The following is a 15012-nucleotide window of genomic DNA, read 5'->3' as shown; positions in this document are numbered from 1 at the left end:
TGTGTTCAAATCAAGTATAGCTAGGGGTTCATTTTCTAAGAGTAAATTTAATATACCGTTTTGAACGATAAAAAAAGAGCGCGAGTATGGCGCTCTTAGGTGGGTATTTCTATCAATGCAGACTTAAAGCATGTTCGAGAAACATCAGGCTCGATAAACGTCACGCATCAGATTATCAATGCAGTGGACAACACGCATACTGGCGTCTTCCATTGAGTGCAGTTGTTTAACCATTTCAGGCAGATTACCTTTTTGCCTGGCATTGAGTGCGGCTTTACCCGCTTCGTGCACCGCTTTATGTGGTGCATCTAAGGCTTTGAAGTTACTCAAATGCTGATAATTCTCAGCCCCAAACCCTTTGAAATACCATTGTCCGAGACGGCACTCAGTGTGCGAGTTTACACTGTGATTATGCTGTGGTTTTTCAATTAATTGATAAACGCTGCTTTTCCAGACCGCGTGGTCGAGCTTAGTGGTATTTAAGAATGACGCGGTAGCAGCGTTATGGATAACCTGCTGCATTTGCTTTGAACGATTCAGTACATCCTCGACCACTTGGCCGATTTGGGTAGAAGAGCTGGCCACGTCAATAGCGCTACTTTGATTGTTATGGACAATTTCTTTAATTTCAGCCGCTTGGATAACGATTTGTTTTACGAGTTTTTCAATGTGGCTACTGGCTTCGTGGGCTTTACTGGCAAGCTGGCGTACTTCATCGGCAACCACAGCAAAACCGCGTCCCGCTTCGCCTGCGCGAGCGGCTTCAATGGCGGCATTCAATGCCAGCAAGTTTGTTTGTTCTGAGATGCCTTGAATCGCGGCGACAAATTGGTTAATTGAAGAGGTCGTCGCATCTAGCTCAGTAACGGCTTTCATGCTGCTTGACGCTTGCTCATTAATATAAGTCGCCCTAGTGCCTAAACTTGCCACGGCGATGCGTGTTTGATCAAAAATCTTATCGAGCTCTGACAGTGAATCTTGTTCAGCGGTAAGTAATTCGGCGCTGTTGGCTAAGCCTTCGCGCACCGCATTGAGCATGTCTCCACCTTGGTTTTGGCAGGCAATGACCTCAGTGTAGTGATCGGCATTTTGCCGTGATTGCTGCTGCATAGTCTCATTTTCACGGATCATGCCACGCAGTTCATCGATTTCATTTTGGCGTTGTTGTTCTAATTGGATAAGCCGCTCTTTAAGCGCCTTATTTTCAGCTTTGAGCTGGGAATTAAACCACATAAAAAAAACCTCTAACGTCGCAAGGACTATGGCTATTGCTTATCGATTTACAGTGACTGGGCTCAGCGGTAAATATTGCAATGTTAATAAAAAGTAAAACCATTTGGGTGTTGAAATATTAACTGATCCTTGCGCTTTATTCTTAATTTTTTTAGGGTTTTTGTCGCTTTAATGCGTTGGCGCAAATTAACCCTATTTTTTGAATGAAAAGTGAACCAAGCTAACATTGAAAACTGGGTCAAGTCAGCTGGTTCACTTTGAGGTTTTATCGCTATTGATTAGCGCTATGAAGGCTTTATTGCATGCCTATGGCATGGGTAAGTCGAGCACCATAGTCGCAATGCTGAAATAAACCAGCACGCCTATGATATCGGCGATGGAGGTGATGAGTGGCGCACTCGCCGCAGCAGGATCCATCTTTAACTTGCTCAGTAAGAAGGGCAATGACATACCAATCAAGCTGCCAATAATCACCACAATTTGCATAGTGAGCGCGACAACCAGCGCGATTTCAGGCCCACCGCGCCAGAAGCCGAGCAGTGATACGGCGGCCGCCATGCTGGCACCTAATAATCCGGCGACAAATAACTCACGGCCTAACATAGATAGCCAGTCCTTGAGTACCACTTCTCCCGTGGCTAACCCGCGTACCATTAAGGTCGCCGATTGTGATCCCGCATTACCGCCGCTATCGATCAGTAGTGGCAGGAAGAAGACCAAGGAAACATAACTGGCAATCGTGTCTTCGAAGAAGGCGATACCGGCCCCTGAGAAGATATTGCCAAACACCAAAATCACCAGCCAAACCACGCGCTTGCGGTAAAGCAAACCTATGCTAGCGGTCTTGAGGTTATGGTCGATATTGCCTATGGCCGCGGTTTTTGTGAACTCAAGATCCGCCTGTGAGCTGGCAATATCCATGGCATCATCATAGGTGACGATACCGACGAGCTGGCCTTTCCCATTGACTACTGGCAGCGCCATTAAGTCGTAATGGGCGATCATCTGCACCGCTTCTTCGCGAAAGGCATTGGCATCAAGGGCGACGGGATCGGGCTTCATAAAATCGACCACTCGCTCGTGTGGCTGAGCCAGCAATAGCTGCCTTAGCGATACAGTTCCTATTAAGCGGCCTAACATATCAACCACATAGGTTTGATAAATGGTTTCCTTATCGGCGGCCTCTGTGCGTAGGGTATCGATGGCTTCTGCCGCAGTATGGCGGCTATTCAGTAATGTGTAATCCGAGGTCATGACAGCGCCGACCTTGGCTTTATCATAGGCGGCGAGGGTGCGCATATCTTCCCGTTTGGCCAATGCTAGCGCAGGTAAAATCGCCGCTTGCTGGGTTTCATCGAGCAGATTATAGAGGTCGGCACGTTCATCTGCAGCCATGTGAACCAGTAGCGCAGAAAGCGTGGTTTTATCTAATTGCTGTACTAAGCTGGCTTGCAATTCATCGGTCAGGTAGCGAAACAAATTGGCGCAAACCTTAGGTGAGGCCAGTTGCAATAATAGGACTTGTTGAGCTTGATTAAAGACGTTAAATACGGCTGCAATATCGGCAGGGTGGCGTTTTTCGGCTAATTCAGCCATGGCGCTGGCACTGCGTTGCTCGATAATCATTTGCAGGTTATGGATGATTTTTTTAGTGTTGTTTGTGCTGTTATTCATGTTCATAGTTCATTCTCTCAACGATCTAGTGACCAAAGTAAAAGGTGATGTCTGCGCCAAGTTGCAGCGCGTTGCCACGAAGGGCATTGCCTAAGCTCAATTCCAGCTGTAGCTGTTGTTGCGGCGAGTGTTGATAAGCGAACTGATAGGTAGTCTCGCTCAATTCTTTTTGATAAATCTCGGCTATCACGCGATGGTGACTACTGAGTTCATACGCCGCCGCGATACCCACAAGCAATTGGGTCGATTCATTAAACTCATGGGTGAAACCTAAGTTGGCATACAGGCTGACATCGGAATCGCCTAAGGTTTTGCCAACAATGCCGAAGGCTTCGGTGGCAAATCCGTTGCCGATATCGAGTTTTTTCTGCAAGTTGATCACCACTGCGCTGTGCCAATCATCCTGCTGCCGATCTGAATCTGAGTGAGAGTTTACGTTGAGCGGTAGCTTGATACCGACTTCAGCCTGCTCCTCACGATTATCGTCATTGGCATTGGACGCTAATCCTAAATGCCATTCCCATTGATTACGGCTGCAAGTCGTTATTGCGTTAAATTGTGGGCGAGCATGATCCGACCTAGGTTGTTGCCAGCCGAGTTCTAATTCGCAGTGTTCTGCGAGGGCAGGATCATCCACTTCGAGATGGGATGCTGCCGCACTCATGCTGTAGTACAAGCTGAAACTTGCACAGGATAAAGACCGCAAAATTGCTGCGTTGTTTATGTAAGCCATGTTAAGGCTCCTCAGGTGTAAACCCTTAGGTGTTAATCCATCGGGGTAAACGGAGGGGACTGAGGCAAAAACTTGCTTTGAGATGCAAAAAATACACATAACTGAACCCCAGCGAATATGCTGGAATTGCGAAAAGCGCAGCCATAGGCTCAGGCTTTATGGTTTGTGATTGATATTTTGGGGGAGGCGGAGTGAAGAATGGTTCACACTACTACCCTGCTTAGCAGGTAGCAGCAAAAAATTGCGGGCTAGTGCTAGGCGTTAAATCCTGTCTTTTGGACAGGGCATCTACTGTCGCTTATGTGTGTGCCCACAGTGGGTCTCCGCAATGATTAAAAGTCGCCATCATTCTAATAGGCCAAAAGTGAAAGTCAACCGCACAAGTCGTTACCTATGTTTTTGTTTAAATTTAGATTTTAATCAAATGTTAATATTATGGTATTGCTTGGGTCTGTGTATGGTTATTGGGCTGCTTGATGAATTTGTGTGCAGTGGCTTGTTGTTGATTTGTTTGTTTTATGGGCGTTGGCTGTGATATTGCCTATATGAGGTGTCTTTTAGTGGTATCGGGCATTGGGTATTGATGTCTCGGGATCGGATATTGATGCGTCGATTGAGTTTGGCTAACACCTTATCTCAAATGGATTATTTGGCATTGATGCGCATCGGGTATACCCTTGTAGTGTCTGTACCTGTGAGTCAAAGTGATCATTCAGACAGGTTCAGACAGGTTCAGACAGGTCAAGACTGGTCGCCGTATTCAGATTTGGAGGTATTAAGCTGTGGCACACAATATCGATGTTGATGAGTTGGACTCCATAGCTGTGGCTGTTGAGCATAATGACATCGCCCAGATGAGAGTCGCCAATATCAAGATAGCCAGTATCAATCTGTTTAACTTTATTGAGCCGCCTTTGGCTTACTACGATTTTGAAAATATCTATAGCCATGGTCAGTGGCAGAAAAAGTGCCAATGGCTGAGTGAGTTTCTCGCCCATCGTCAGCCCGATATTGTCGGATTTCAAGAAGTGTTTAGCCCTGAACCGCTCAAACGAATCGCCAGCGAGCAAGGGCTAGTGCATTTTGCTGTCATTGATGCGCCTACCCTTATCAGTGATTATATTTATCGCAGCCCTGTGGTCGCGCTTGCCTCCCGTTATCCCATAGTGGAAATCTGCAGTGTCGAACCAGATGCGCGCTTAGTGGCGGCGATGGGATTATCGAGTGAATTTGCCTTTAGCCGTAAGGTGCTGCGCGCAACCGTTGAGGTGCCGCATATCGGCAAGTGCGACTATTATGTGGTGCACTTTAAGTCTAAACGCGCCGGATTAGCGCTCGAACCTAAGCTATTTGAACATCAGCCACTTGAACCTAAGCGATTTGAAAATCAGCCCCTAGGATTCGATAACTCGGCGCCCGCAGTGAGCATGAAACTGCATTCAGAAACCCAATTACTCACAGAGCAAGCCTTAGGCCGTTGGGCATCCACCATGCAGCGCGGCGCGGAAGCTGCGTTATTATTCAATGGCATATTAGTACGCAGGCAAGCATCTAAACATCCCGTCATAGTGATGGGAGACTTTAATGACAGCCTGACGATGGGCGCCTTAGATGCGCTAACAATACAGGGCGAGAGTATCCACAGTAATGACATAAAAGCCGCTGGCCTTGGGCATTTATCGGATGCGGCGTTAGCGGCGGTGTTTGCTCAATATCAGCTTAAGGATGCCTATGAGTTATTTATTGAAGCGAACTTGAGGGACAGTTTGACGGGTAACACCGCTTACCATAGGGAACACAGAGCGGCGACCCATTACTACGGCCCCAAAGGTTCTGTGCTGGATTATATTTTGCTTTCGAGCGAGTTTGATGCGAGCCATGGCCGCAGTTTGGCTCAAGTGGTGGATTATCAAACCTGCGACAGGCACTTAGTCAGACCCGAATATGAGCGCGATGCTTACAGCACTGACCATGCGCCAGTGATTGTTGAGTTGGCGCTGCGGAGTTAAGTAAATCCTTCAATTAAGCGCACTTGAAATCACTTTATATCAAGCTAACTCAGTATTTCTCAAACCGATTTGCGCATTAGGCGATATCGCGGATAAGCCCCATTTGAAACCAAGCTTGCAGTGCCTGCAGCACTTGCATCGGCGCCTGCGCGTCACTAAAAAATGCCAACATCATTTCGCATTGTTCGGCAAAGGTGGCACCACCAATAAATCCCAGCAGCAGGGCGAGTTGATATTCGGATAGGGAAATAAACTCAGTTAATCGGCTTTCGCCGCGCCAAAGTAACCAAGCTCGTTTGCCTTGATAATCTGGACTGGGCGGTGATGCTTGCTGTTTTAATGCTTGCCAAGTTTCAACCGCATTACTGTTGCATTGGAATAGCTGCACGCTGGGGTGAAAACGCAGTTGGCAACCCGGCCATTGCTCGGCAGGCAGTGCTTGCAGGCGCGCAAAAGTGGCGCGCTCGGTATCAAAAGCATCGAAGGCATTCAATAAACGCCGCTCGAAGCGAGCAATATCGGCAATAATCGGATACTGACTGAAAAACGCATCTTGGGTTAAATAGTCGGGCAGGGCATCGGCAAAACTGCGCAGTGAGGTAAACGCCGATGGCTGACTGGCAATATAACCTTTGGCCATGCGTTCAAAGAGTTCATCCCCCAGATAGATACCCAGCATTTCGTGGTCGGTTTCGAGGGTTTCGGTTAGACGAATGCGATAGGCATTGGCATAAATCTGCATCCGAATATCAGCATTAATGCCGCCTTGCTCGGCAATCTTATCTTTGAAGGTTTGCGTGGTTTGCTCAAGTGTGGGCGGTGTATCTACCGCAGCACTCGCCAGCAGATAATTCATAAATGCGTGTTGTAGCTGCTGAAGTTGGCTCATGCGATAACCTTTCCTTCATGCATGTTCTTTCTACCTTTGGCGGCGTTGAGTGGATGCGCCTCACCTAAGGTATCGCGGGCGATATTTCTGGCAATCGTGAGTTCGGCTTCGAGGGCGTAAAACTCGGGGATATTGGCGTCGCGCTCTATCATAGTGCTTATGCCGCCAAAACGTTTCAGTGCTGCACAGTAGAGGTCCCACACGCTGCTCGGTACATCATGGTCGTGCGTGTCTATCACATAGTCGCCATAGTCGCTGTGTCCGGCGAGGTGGAATTGTTGCACTCGCTTGGGATTGATTTTATTCAAGTAGTCCAACGGATTGAAATTATGATTGCGGGCACTAACGTAAATATTATTGATATCTAACAAGATTAAACAGTCAGCGGCCTCGGCAACGGCATTAACGAACTCCCATTCGTCCATGCTGGAATCTTGGTATGACAAATAGCTAGATACGTTTTCCATCAAAATGCGCCGACCTAAAAAGTCTTGCACGGTTCTAATCCGTTGCGCTACATGCTTAACGGTTTCTTCGGTATAGGGCAGTGGCAGGAGATCATGGCTGTTCACTCCATGAATTGAGGTCCAGCAGATATGATCGGAAATCCATTGGGGCTGCACATCGTTAGCTAGCTGTTTTAAGGCTTTAAGGTAATCCATATTGAGCGGATCGGTACTGCCAATCGACAGGGAAACACCGTGCATGACTAAGGAATAACGCTCGCCTATTTCCTTGAGGTAATAGCGGGGTTTACCGCCGGCGACCATGTAGTTTTCCGAGAGCACTTCAAACCAATCGATATCGGGCTCAGTATTGAGCACGACATCAAAATGCTGTGTCCTCAGACCTAAGCCAAAACCTAATGCTGCTTGCGTAATGACATCTTGCGCCACATTGACTCCTTATCCTTAAGTTTTCTGCTGCTGTTGTATAGGTTAACAGGGTGGTAAACAGGGGGATAAACGTGACCAGCACAAACTGGTCACGATTTATAATCAGCATATTGGCGTTTAAGCGCCTGCTTTGCCGCCGATATCACCGCAGGATTTTGCCGGTGCTGCAACAAAACCACTGCCTTTACAGCTGGCGTGGCCCGCACAGGCGTTGTCGGCAGTTTTACAATCGTTATGGCCTTTACAGGTGTTAACGCCATAGCAGTGAACGAGTTCGGCGTTGGCAATTTTGCCTACCCAATCATCGGCGACTTTACCGCCGACATCGCCACAACTTTTTGATGGCATGGCCACAAAGCCACTGCCTTTGCAGCTGGCGTGTCCAGCACAGGCGTTATCGGCGGTTTTGCAATCGTTATGGCCTTTACAGGTATTCACGCCATAGCAATGTACGAGATCGGTACTGTCGGCGCCAGCCATAGGTTCGGCGGCATTGGCGTAACCCGCCATGCTTGCCATTGCCATAGCTAATGCGGCGCCCGTCAGTGCAGTTTGTGTTTTCTTATTCATGGTTCTAATCCTTTTGAGTGTGACTGCTAATGAGTAATCTTGATTTGGTTGCTTTGATAACGACTGCTGTAAATCGACGACTTATAAAGCAATGACTAATAAATACAGGAGTAAGCCTAGTTGTTATCGAGCGATTCGTTTGAATATCTTGTGCGCTGGCTAAACGAGCCTTTCGAATGCGCAGAGCTTTTCCTGTTGCGTTAATGAGACCCGCACTTAGACCAATATCTTTCAATTTAAGTTAAAATGATGTTGTGAAAATCGAGACCTGCGCGATCGAGAGAGTCGGGAAATCGCCCTATTTATGGAAAAAAATGGCGTTTCTTACACAGGTTTTACGACGTAAATAAGGTATGATCGGCAACCCGTGGATGATGGTAAATAAGCGCTGCGGCGCGTTCGGTACTCGCACTTAGGTGACATTGGGTATATCATCCGTTTCCCATTTTTTAGACTGCAGCCCTTTTTTAGTGGCGGCACTATTTTTAAAGGCAACTATGGCTATCAGAATCAAACTTAAACCCGGCCGCGAGAAGTCACTCGAGCGTCGCCATCCTTGGGTATTTTCCAATGCTATTCATAACATTAAGGGAAAACCTGAAGCGGGTGAGACAGTCGATGTGGTCGCGCATGATGGTCATTGGTTAGGTCGTGGTGCTTGGTCGCCTGAGTCGCAAATCCAAGTGCGGATTTGGACTTTTGATCGCGAAGAAGAAATTGATCGCGCGTTTTTTGCCAGACGTTTGCAGCGGGCGCAAATCGGCCGTAACGATCTGATCCGCGAGCAAGGCTTAACGGGCTATCGTTTAGTGGCCGCCGAGTCCGATGGTTTACCTGGGATCACCATCGACAGATACGCCAATGTGTTGGTGTGCCAGTTACTGAGCACAGGTGCTGATTTATGGCGCGACACCTTAGTTGAGTTATTGGCCGAGCAATATCCTGATTGCGCTATCTATGAGCGTTCCGATGTGGATTCGCGTAAGAAAGAAGGCCTGCTGCCTGTTACGGGTTTGCTGCATGGCACTCTGCCTGAAATGCCAGTGATTATCGAAGAAAACGGCATCAAGATCGCCGTCGATGTGATTAAAGGCCATAAGACAGGTTTCTATCTCGATCAACGGGATAACCGCGCCATTGCTGCCCGTTTTGTGAAAGATAAATCGGTATTGAACTGTTTTTGCTACACGGGCACCTTCGGTTTGTACGCCGCCAAAGCGGGCGCCGCCAGCATAGAAAACGTCGATGTGTCTTCTTTAGCATTAGCGACGGCGCGCCAAAACATGCAAGTGAACGGTTTGAGTGATGACAATGTGCATTACAATGAAGCCGATGTGTTTAAGTTGCTGCGCCAATACCGTGATGAGGGCAAGACCTTCGATGTGATCGTACTCGACCCGCCTAAGTTTGCTGATAATAAGGCGCAGTTAAACGGGGCTTGCCGTGGTTATAAAGACATCAACATGATTGCATTGCAGTTGTTGAATCCGGGCGGCGTGTTATTGACCTTCTCTTGCTCGGGATTAATGCCTGCGGATCTGTTCCAAAAAATCGTGGCCGATGCTGCGCTCGATGCGAAACGTGAAATCCAGTTTATTGAACGCTTAAGCCAAGCGAGCGATCACCCTATCGGTAGCGCCTTCCCAGAAGGATTCTACTTAAAAGGCTTAGTCGCCAGAGCTTGGTAAGAGCGGCAAGAGCTTGGTAGATAGTCGCTAGAGCTTAAGCCAAGCGTTTGATATAAGCTGCCTGCGATGTGGGTTTAGTTAGAGAATAGGCCGTTTAGTCAGAGAATAGATGGCTGAGTCAGATAACATTGAACCCTAAAAAACCATAAAAAATGCCAGCCCTTTGAAAAAGTGGCTGGCATTTTTATTGCGTATTTTTACCGTGTTTTTACATCAGCAGCCTTGTGACTGCGATGGAAGCTTTAACGCTTAACTTATTTGGCGGTAAAGGTTTTTACGCCATCAGGGGTGCCGACTAACAACACATCTGCGCCGCGTTTAGCGAACAGACCGTTAGTGACGACACCGACGATCTCATTGATCTGACTTTCCAATTCTTTTGGATTAAGGATCTTAAGATTGTACACATCGAGGATCACGTTGCCGTTATCGGTAACAACGCCTTCACGGTACACAGGATCGCCGCCTAGCTTAACTAACTGACGTGCCACATAAGAGCGCGCCATAGGAATGACTTCAACTGGCAGTGGGAATTCACCTAGGATGTCGACTTGCTTAGTGTTATCCACGATACAAATAAACTTTTCAGCCACAGCCGCGACAATTTTCTCGCGAGTTAATGCCGCGCCGCCACCTTTAATCATATCCATGCGGTCGTTGATTTCATCGGCACCGTCCACATAGACAGATAAACGATCGACGCTGTTTAAGTCATAAACGGGGATACCCAGCGCCTTCATTTTCTGAGTTGATGCCTCAGAGCTAGAGACTGCGCCTTCGATATCGGCTTTCATGGTTGCCAGTGCATCAATAAAGTGATTCACAGTCGAACCCGTACCAACACCAACAATGCTGTCTTTTTCAACGTACTTAAGTGCGGCCCAACCGGCAGCTTTTTTCATTTCATCTTGAGTCATGTTGACATCCTGTAACGGCAAATGAGTAAAAAATTCTGCGCTTAGTATACTCTTTTCCGATAAATAATGTGGCGCAATTCCGCCTTAGCTGTGATCTAGATTGCAGGCTGGTCAATATCAGTCAGCGGCCCCAATAACCTAAGCAACTGAAGTAGTTAAGTTGGAAAGCATTTCGCTATACGTCACTAATCTAACTAAGCTACTATGGCAAAAGCAGAATGGTTTATAGATGATTTGTAGAGGGATTTAGCATGGCTGGCGCAAGTTTATTAACCTTACTTGACGATATCGCATCGATTTTGGATGACGTAGCGGCAATGAGTAAAGTGGCGGCAAAGAAAACCGCAGGTGTACTGGGGGACGATCTAGCCCTCAACGCTCAACAAGTCACAGGTGTGAGTGCCGATCGTGAATTGCCCGTTGTTTGGGCGGTAGCTAAGGGATCGTTTCGTAATAAATGCATTTTAGTGCCCGCAGCCCTGCTGATCAGCGCCTTTATTCCTTGGGCGGTAACACCGTTATTGATGTTTGGTGGACTGTTTTTATGTTACGAAGGGTTCGAAAAACTGCACCACAGCTATAGCCACAGAAAAGGCCTACCACACAGCGAAACGCAAGAGGAAAGCGAACTTCCAGACATCAAAGATTTAGCCGCTTACGAGGCTGAAAAAGTCAAAGGCGCGATTCGTACCGACTTTGTGTTATCGGCGGAGATTATCGCGATTACCTTAGGCATAGTGGCGGACAAATCCCTATCGACGCAGTTTTTCACCTTATCCGTTATCGGGATCATCATGACCATAGGTGTGTATGGTTTAGTGGCCGCGATTGTGAAAATGGACGATGCGGGTTTGTACTTGAGTCAGCGTGAAGGCGAGTCGGCCTTAACGCAAATGAACCGTAAACTGGGTTTTGGTTTATTGAGCGCCGCACCTGTGCTGATGAAAAGTTTAACCATTATCGGCACTGCGGCCATGTTTATGGTGGGCGGCGGGATTTTAACCCATGGCTTACACATGATTGGCGAGCAAATTCACCATGCTGAGCAAGCCATCGCGGCGATGAGTTTTGTCGGACCAGTGCTTGCCGTGCTGACGCCAAGTGTGCTCAATGGCCTATTTGGCGTTGTTGCTGGCGCAGTCGCACTCGCTGTGATGACAGGGATACAGAAACTGCGTGGCGAGTGAGGTGCGTGCATCGACAATCGAGGATTAACTCAACAAGGAAGGGCGACGATGAAGTTAATGAAATACTGTATCTCCCCGAGTAAGTTGGCTTGGTTACGCAAAGAATTGGGTAAAGATGCCAACGGCTTGATTGCGGCAATGGATGCTGCGGGCACAGCTTATCTCCATAAGCTCAATGCATCGACCGAGGCGTTAGAGGGAGATCTGCTAGAAAGTGAGGTGGCTGAGACTGACACGCCCACCAATGCGAAGACTCAGACTCAGCGTCAGTTGGCGTATTTGTGGTTGCAACAGCGGATTGCCTTAGCGACGCGTATCGATGATGCTGACATGGCGGCACTCGCAGCTTTTGAATTGCAACAGGTTCACATTGAAGTGGTTCAGCCATCGGAGTTTGATGCAGTTGTCGCGCGATTACAGGCTGAGCCAGTCTTAGGTTTTGATACTGAAACCCGTGCGAGTTTTGAGCGCGGCGTACAATATCCCCTGAGCCTTATCCAAATCGCGACAGCGGACGCTTGTTATCTATTTCAGCATGCCATTTTAGGTGAGCAATTCACTCAGTTAAAAACCGTATTAGAAGATGAAAACATACTCAAAGTTGGCGTTGGATTACGCAGTGATGCGCATGCCCTCAAGCGGCAATGGGGGATCAATGTCGCTTCAAAGTTGGATTTAAACTGGGCATTGGCGCAACTGGGGGCTGATAAGGAGATGGGGACGCGCCAATTGGTGGCGACTCTGCTGGGTACCCGTATTGATAAGCCGAAAAAAATCACCCTATCGAATTGGCAGCATGTGCCTTTATCTAGCGCGCAAATCGATTATGCCGCTGCCGATGCCTTGGCGGCGCTCAAGTGTTTCAATGCGTTAATCACTCTGCTGACGCCTTTTTATCGTGTATCGACTGTTCCAAAAGCCGCGCCGTTAATCCCTTTGAGTCTAGTGGTGCCTTTGGCGAAATATTTCAAGGAGGTTGAATGAAGCGCAAAAACCAAGATGCCGCAAAGGAAAACAGCAGACTATTACACTCGGATATGAGCTCGCAGGGCACCAGTACCTTAGGTTTGATATACCGCGTGCTGGGCATGTTGATCCTGTTAGCGATGATTACCCTAGGGGTGAATGCCTGGGTTTAGTGATTTTGTGAGCATCTGCTAACAGGTAAAAATAAAGGAGAACGCTATGTTAGATGCCATTTGTGAACTCGAAACAGAGGATCATTTAACAGCGAGAACCACCTACAGTGTTTTTAAGTTTCAGCAATTACCCGATGACGATATCGAGCGTTTACGACAATGGTTAATTTGCCCTGCGTGCGGCGGAAAAGCGTATTTCCGTAAAGCTTCCAAGGATGGCAAAGCCGCCTGTTTCGGCTCGCGTTATCACCAAGCTGATTGCATTGAATTTAAACCCTCGGCGCAAAAATCCCGCGAGGAACAAGATGCCCTCGAAGTGCATCAGCAGCTGGTGGACGCCGATGCCTTAATGATTGATTTCAATCGCAAGCCCCGCCGCCATTCTCCCGCAAACAAAGCGTCCACCGCGTCATCCGCAAGTAAGACTGCGCCGACGTCTAAGTCGTCTTCTATATCTGAGTCGTCACCAGTACCTGTTGCATCGTCAGCGGACGGTCAAGTGCAAGAGTCGAAAACAGACTATCAAGTTAACACTGCGGCACGCACAACCGAGAAACGGGTGCCAAGCCAAGGGCTCGAAAAGTTACTGCACAGTTTATTGCGCGGTACAGATCTGGCGAAATCTGATCTCTGGGTATATACAGACAGTGAGCGCAAATACCGTTGGCGGGCGAAGAACCTGTTCGTCAACTTTGCCGATGCCGACCCGCTTGATAACAAACCCCACATGTATTGGGGCACAATATCCCATACAGACCCGACCATGAGCTGGCTTAATCCCGCTGACAGTAAAGATATCGGCATTCCTATCGATGGGATAAAACAGCCATTATTGGCGCAATTTGAAATAGAAGATAAACGCTGCCTAGAAGGGGCGGGATTGATTTTATTTGGCAAATGTTTTTGGAATAAAGAAAAGACCCGCAAAATTATTCAGCTGTGGAATAACGATTTGCAGCGGATTTTTATCTCGAAGCTGGAAGATTAGCTTTGGGCAGAAACTAGAATTGGGGAGAGAAAAGGGGCTATTCCCGACGTACAAAAACGTCACGGCAAAAGTCCCTATCTATTCTATTACTCATAACGCTGATTAAAGCGTTTACTTGCCGCAGCACTTCTTGAATTTTTGACCGCTACCACAAGCGCAAGGCTCGTTACGATTCGGTTTCTTCTCGAACGTTGTGGTCTTAGGTTTATTCAATAAACCTTCTAACTCAAGGATATCTTCAGCAACATCAGCATTGACTTCGATATTGGCGAACAGCTGGTGTTCGGCAACAATCGCGGCAACTTCGAGTTTACGCGCTTCATCTGCAACGATTAATTGCAGAGGGAAAGCTTCTGTACCCGGTTTAGCGGCACGCTTAGTGTTGTAACCAAAGCTCTCATGCTTTGGCTTAGGCGTTTTACGACCTTTGAAGAAAAATTTGTCAGACATCTTGGTTCCGTCGAGCAGTGTATGAAATTGACGATGCTTATACTATAAAACGCCGATTTTATAAATCGAACTCAGATCTTTTTTCGATAAATGTGTGGCTTTTGCCATTAAGTGGTCCAAAACTTGTCGAAACAACCATATCTGTCGAATTTACTGCAGTGATTCTAGCTAGGACATTAGGGCGGCTAATTCTCTAGATAATGCATTCGTTAAAACATCGTGCCCGATATGCGGTGGCTTTTTAATCTCAGTGGTAATTAATTCAACAGTAATCGTCTAACTTGTTTGAAAAACCTTCAGTTAATGAGTTTTGTCATAAAAAGTACTTTACCTTTGGAAGTGCTTTTAGCATAATGCCCCACGTCAACAGGGGTGTAGTTCCAATTGGTAGAACAGCGGTCTCCAAAACCGATGGTTGCGGGTTCGAGTCCTGCCACCCCTGCCAAATAAAACAACGGCTTGCATAGAAATATGCGAGCCGTTTTATTTTGTCTGCCATTTAGCCTCAATATATTCAGCGCCCTCTCTATTCATTCGCGGTTATCGCCATTTCTCACAAATACTGTTTCTCACAAAACTGTCGTATACCTCTTGTAACATTTAAGCCCTGCGGCTTAGGTAAATCGGTTTGCAACTTTA

14 protein-coding genes and 1 tRNA gene are annotated in these 15012 nt (G+C 47.4%); 7 read left to right on the top strand and 8 right to left on the bottom strand.

All coding sequences use genetic code 11. The annotated features are described in order from the left end of the window. Positions 1 to 144: 144 nt before the first annotated feature. The 3 genes from Q4Q52_RS12860 to Q4Q52_RS12850 all read right to left on the bottom strand — a co-directional run bounded on the left by Q4Q52_RS12860 (position 145) and on the right by Q4Q52_RS12850 (position 3640). Complete coding sequence (locus tag Q4Q52_RS12860; RefSeq protein WP_106651402.1) at positions 145 to 1233, bottom strand: methyl-accepting chemotaxis protein; 1089 nt, start codon at positions 1231 to 1233, stop codon at positions 145 to 147. Positions 1234 to 1539: 306 nt separating this feature from the next. Next, on the bottom strand, positions 1540 to 2913 hold the full coding sequence (mgtE, locus tag Q4Q52_RS12855) for a magnesium transporter (RefSeq protein ID WP_311990775.1): 1374 nt from the start codon (positions 2911 to 2913) through the stop codon (positions 1540 to 1542). A gap of 19 nt (positions 2914 to 2932) precedes the next feature. Beyond that, positions 2933 to 3640: a hypothetical protein gene (locus tag Q4Q52_RS12850; RefSeq protein ID WP_311990774.1), complete on the bottom strand. Its 708-nt coding sequence runs from the start codon at positions 3638 to 3640 to the stop codon at positions 2933 to 2935. 782 nt (positions 3641 to 4422) lie between these two features. On the opposite strand from Q4Q52_RS12850, the gene Q4Q52_RS12845 reads away from it, so the two are divergent. Then, positions 4423 to 5649 carry an endonuclease/exonuclease/phosphatase family protein gene (locus Q4Q52_RS12845; protein ID WP_311990773.1) on the top strand — a complete coding sequence of 409 codons (1227 nt, stop codon included), beginning with the start codon at positions 4423 to 4425 and terminating at the stop codon, positions 5647 to 5649. A 76-nt stretch (positions 5650 to 5725) separates the two neighbouring features. Here Q4Q52_RS12845 and Q4Q52_RS12840 read toward each other — a convergent pair whose 3' ends face one another. The 3 genes from Q4Q52_RS12840 to Q4Q52_RS12830 form a co-directional block, all read right to left on the bottom strand. Then, a complete protein-coding gene (locus Q4Q52_RS12840; protein WP_311990772.1) occupies positions 5726 to 6538 on the bottom strand; it encodes a DNA-binding domain-containing protein in 813 nt (270 codons plus the stop codon). Continuing rightward, positions 6535 to 7434, bottom strand: coding sequence for a DUF692 domain-containing protein (locus Q4Q52_RS12835; RefSeq protein ID WP_311990771.1), 900 nt, complete (start codon positions 7432 to 7434; stop codon positions 6535 to 6537). The genes Q4Q52_RS12840 and Q4Q52_RS12835 overlap by 4 nt, the downstream gene beginning before the upstream one ends. A 117-nt stretch (positions 7435 to 7551) precedes the next feature. Beyond that, positions 7552 to 8004, bottom strand: coding sequence for a hypothetical protein (locus Q4Q52_RS12830; RefSeq protein ID WP_087486520.1), 453 nt, complete (start codon positions 8002 to 8004; stop codon positions 7552 to 7554). A 497-nt stretch (positions 8005 to 8501) separates the two neighbouring features. Between Q4Q52_RS12830 and Q4Q52_RS12825 the strand changes: the two genes are divergently transcribed. Beyond that, entirely contained in the window at positions 8502 to 9692 is a 1191-nt protein-coding gene (locus Q4Q52_RS12825; RefSeq protein ID WP_106651397.1) for a class I SAM-dependent rRNA methyltransferase, read from the top strand. Between the two features lie 254 nt (positions 9693 to 9946). Here the strand turns inward: Q4Q52_RS12825 and rpiA are convergent, their stop codons facing one another. After that, positions 9947 to 10609: a ribose-5-phosphate isomerase RpiA gene (gene rpiA, locus Q4Q52_RS12820; protein WP_028761507.1), complete on the bottom strand. Its 663-nt coding sequence runs from the start codon at positions 10607 to 10609 to the stop codon at positions 9947 to 9949. A gap of 251 nt (positions 10610 to 10860) precedes the next feature. On the opposite strand from rpiA, the gene Q4Q52_RS12815 reads away from it, so the two are divergent. From Q4Q52_RS12815 to Q4Q52_RS12800, 4 genes are read left to right on the top strand one after another with little or no spacing between them, the layout of a single operon-like run. Continuing rightward, positions 10861 to 11796: a DUF808 domain-containing protein gene (locus Q4Q52_RS12815; protein ID WP_311990770.1), complete on the top strand. Its 936-nt coding sequence runs from the start codon at positions 10861 to 10863 to the stop codon at positions 11794 to 11796. Positions 11797 to 11844: 48 nt separating this feature from the next. After that, a complete protein-coding gene (locus Q4Q52_RS12810; RefSeq protein WP_311990769.1) occupies positions 11845 to 12780 on the top strand; it encodes a 3'-5' exonuclease in 936 nt (311 codons plus the stop codon). After that, a complete protein-coding gene (locus Q4Q52_RS12805; RefSeq protein ID WP_220590941.1) occupies positions 12777 to 12935 on the top strand; it encodes a hypothetical protein in 159 nt (52 codons plus the stop codon). The genes Q4Q52_RS12810 and Q4Q52_RS12805 overlap by 4 nt, the downstream gene beginning before the upstream one ends. 46 nt (positions 12936 to 12981) lie before the next feature. Further along, on the top strand, positions 12982 to 13923 hold the full coding sequence (locus Q4Q52_RS12800; protein ID WP_311990768.1) for a hypothetical protein: 942 nt from the start codon (positions 12982 to 12984) through the stop codon (positions 13921 to 13923). A 111-nt stretch (positions 13924 to 14034) separates the two neighbouring features. Here Q4Q52_RS12800 and Q4Q52_RS12795 read toward each other — a convergent pair whose 3' ends face one another. Continuing rightward, positions 14035 to 14373, bottom strand: coding sequence for a PBPRA1643 family SWIM/SEC-C metal-binding motif protein (locus Q4Q52_RS12795; RefSeq protein ID WP_106651392.1), 339 nt, complete (start codon positions 14371 to 14373; stop codon positions 14035 to 14037). Between the two features lie 368 nt (positions 14374 to 14741). On the opposite strand from Q4Q52_RS12795, the gene Q4Q52_RS12790 reads away from it, so the two are divergent. Next, positions 14742 to 14818 (top strand) — tRNA-Trp (locus Q4Q52_RS12790). The last annotated feature ends 194 nt before the right edge of the window (positions 14819 to 15012 follow it).

Source organism: Shewanella sp. SP1S2-4, assembly GCF_031932075.1.
GTDB lineage: Bacteria > Pseudomonadota > Gammaproteobacteria > Enterobacterales > Shewanellaceae > Shewanella > Shewanella baltica.
Note: the sequence above shows the minus strand (reverse complement) of the source record. Positions and strands in the feature narration are given on the sequence as shown.

What these genes read in the sequence shown, in the direction of transcription:
- Q4Q52_RS12860 (WP_106651402.1), bottom strand. Translation starts at nt 1,233, where the DNA reads ATGTGGTTTAATTCCCAGCTCAAAGCTGAAAATAAGGCGCTTAAAGAG.
- mgtE (WP_311990775.1), bottom strand. Translation starts at nt 2,913, where the DNA reads ATGAACATGAATAACAGCACAAACAACACTAAAAAAATCATCCATAAC.
- Q4Q52_RS12850 (WP_311990774.1), bottom strand. Translation starts at nt 3,640, where the DNA reads ATGGCTTACATAAACAACGCAGCAATTTTGCGGTCTTTATCCTGTGCA.
- Q4Q52_RS12840 (WP_311990772.1), bottom strand. Translation starts at nt 6,538, where the DNA reads ATGAGCCAACTTCAGCAGCTACAACACGCATTTATGAATTATCTGCTG.
- Q4Q52_RS12830 (WP_087486520.1), bottom strand. Translation starts at nt 8,004, where the DNA reads ATGAATAAGAAAACACAAACTGCACTGACGGGCGCCGCATTAGCTATG.
- Q4Q52_RS12825 (WP_106651397.1), top strand. Translation starts at nt 8,502, where the DNA reads ATGGCTATCAGAATCAAACTTAAACCCGGCCGCGAGAAGTCACTCGAG.
- rpiA (WP_028761507.1), bottom strand. Translation starts at nt 10,609, where the DNA reads ATGACTCAAGATGAAATGAAAAAAGCTGCCGGTTGGGCCGCACTTAAG.
- Q4Q52_RS12815 (WP_311990770.1), top strand. Translation starts at nt 10,861, where the DNA reads ATGGCTGGCGCAAGTTTATTAACCTTACTTGACGATATCGCATCGATT.
- Q4Q52_RS12810 (WP_311990769.1), top strand. Translation starts at nt 11,845, where the DNA reads ATGAAGTTAATGAAATACTGTATCTCCCCGAGTAAGTTGGCTTGGTTA.
- Q4Q52_RS12805 (WP_220590941.1), top strand. Translation starts at nt 12,777, where the DNA reads ATGAAGCGCAAAAACCAAGATGCCGCAAAGGAAAACAGCAGACTATTA.
- Q4Q52_RS12800 (WP_311990768.1), top strand. Translation starts at nt 12,982, where the DNA reads ATGTTAGATGCCATTTGTGAACTCGAAACAGAGGATCATTTAACAGCG.
- Q4Q52_RS12795 (WP_106651392.1), bottom strand. Translation starts at nt 14,373, where the DNA reads ATGTCTGACAAATTTTTCTTCAAAGGTCGTAAAACGCCTAAGCCAAAG.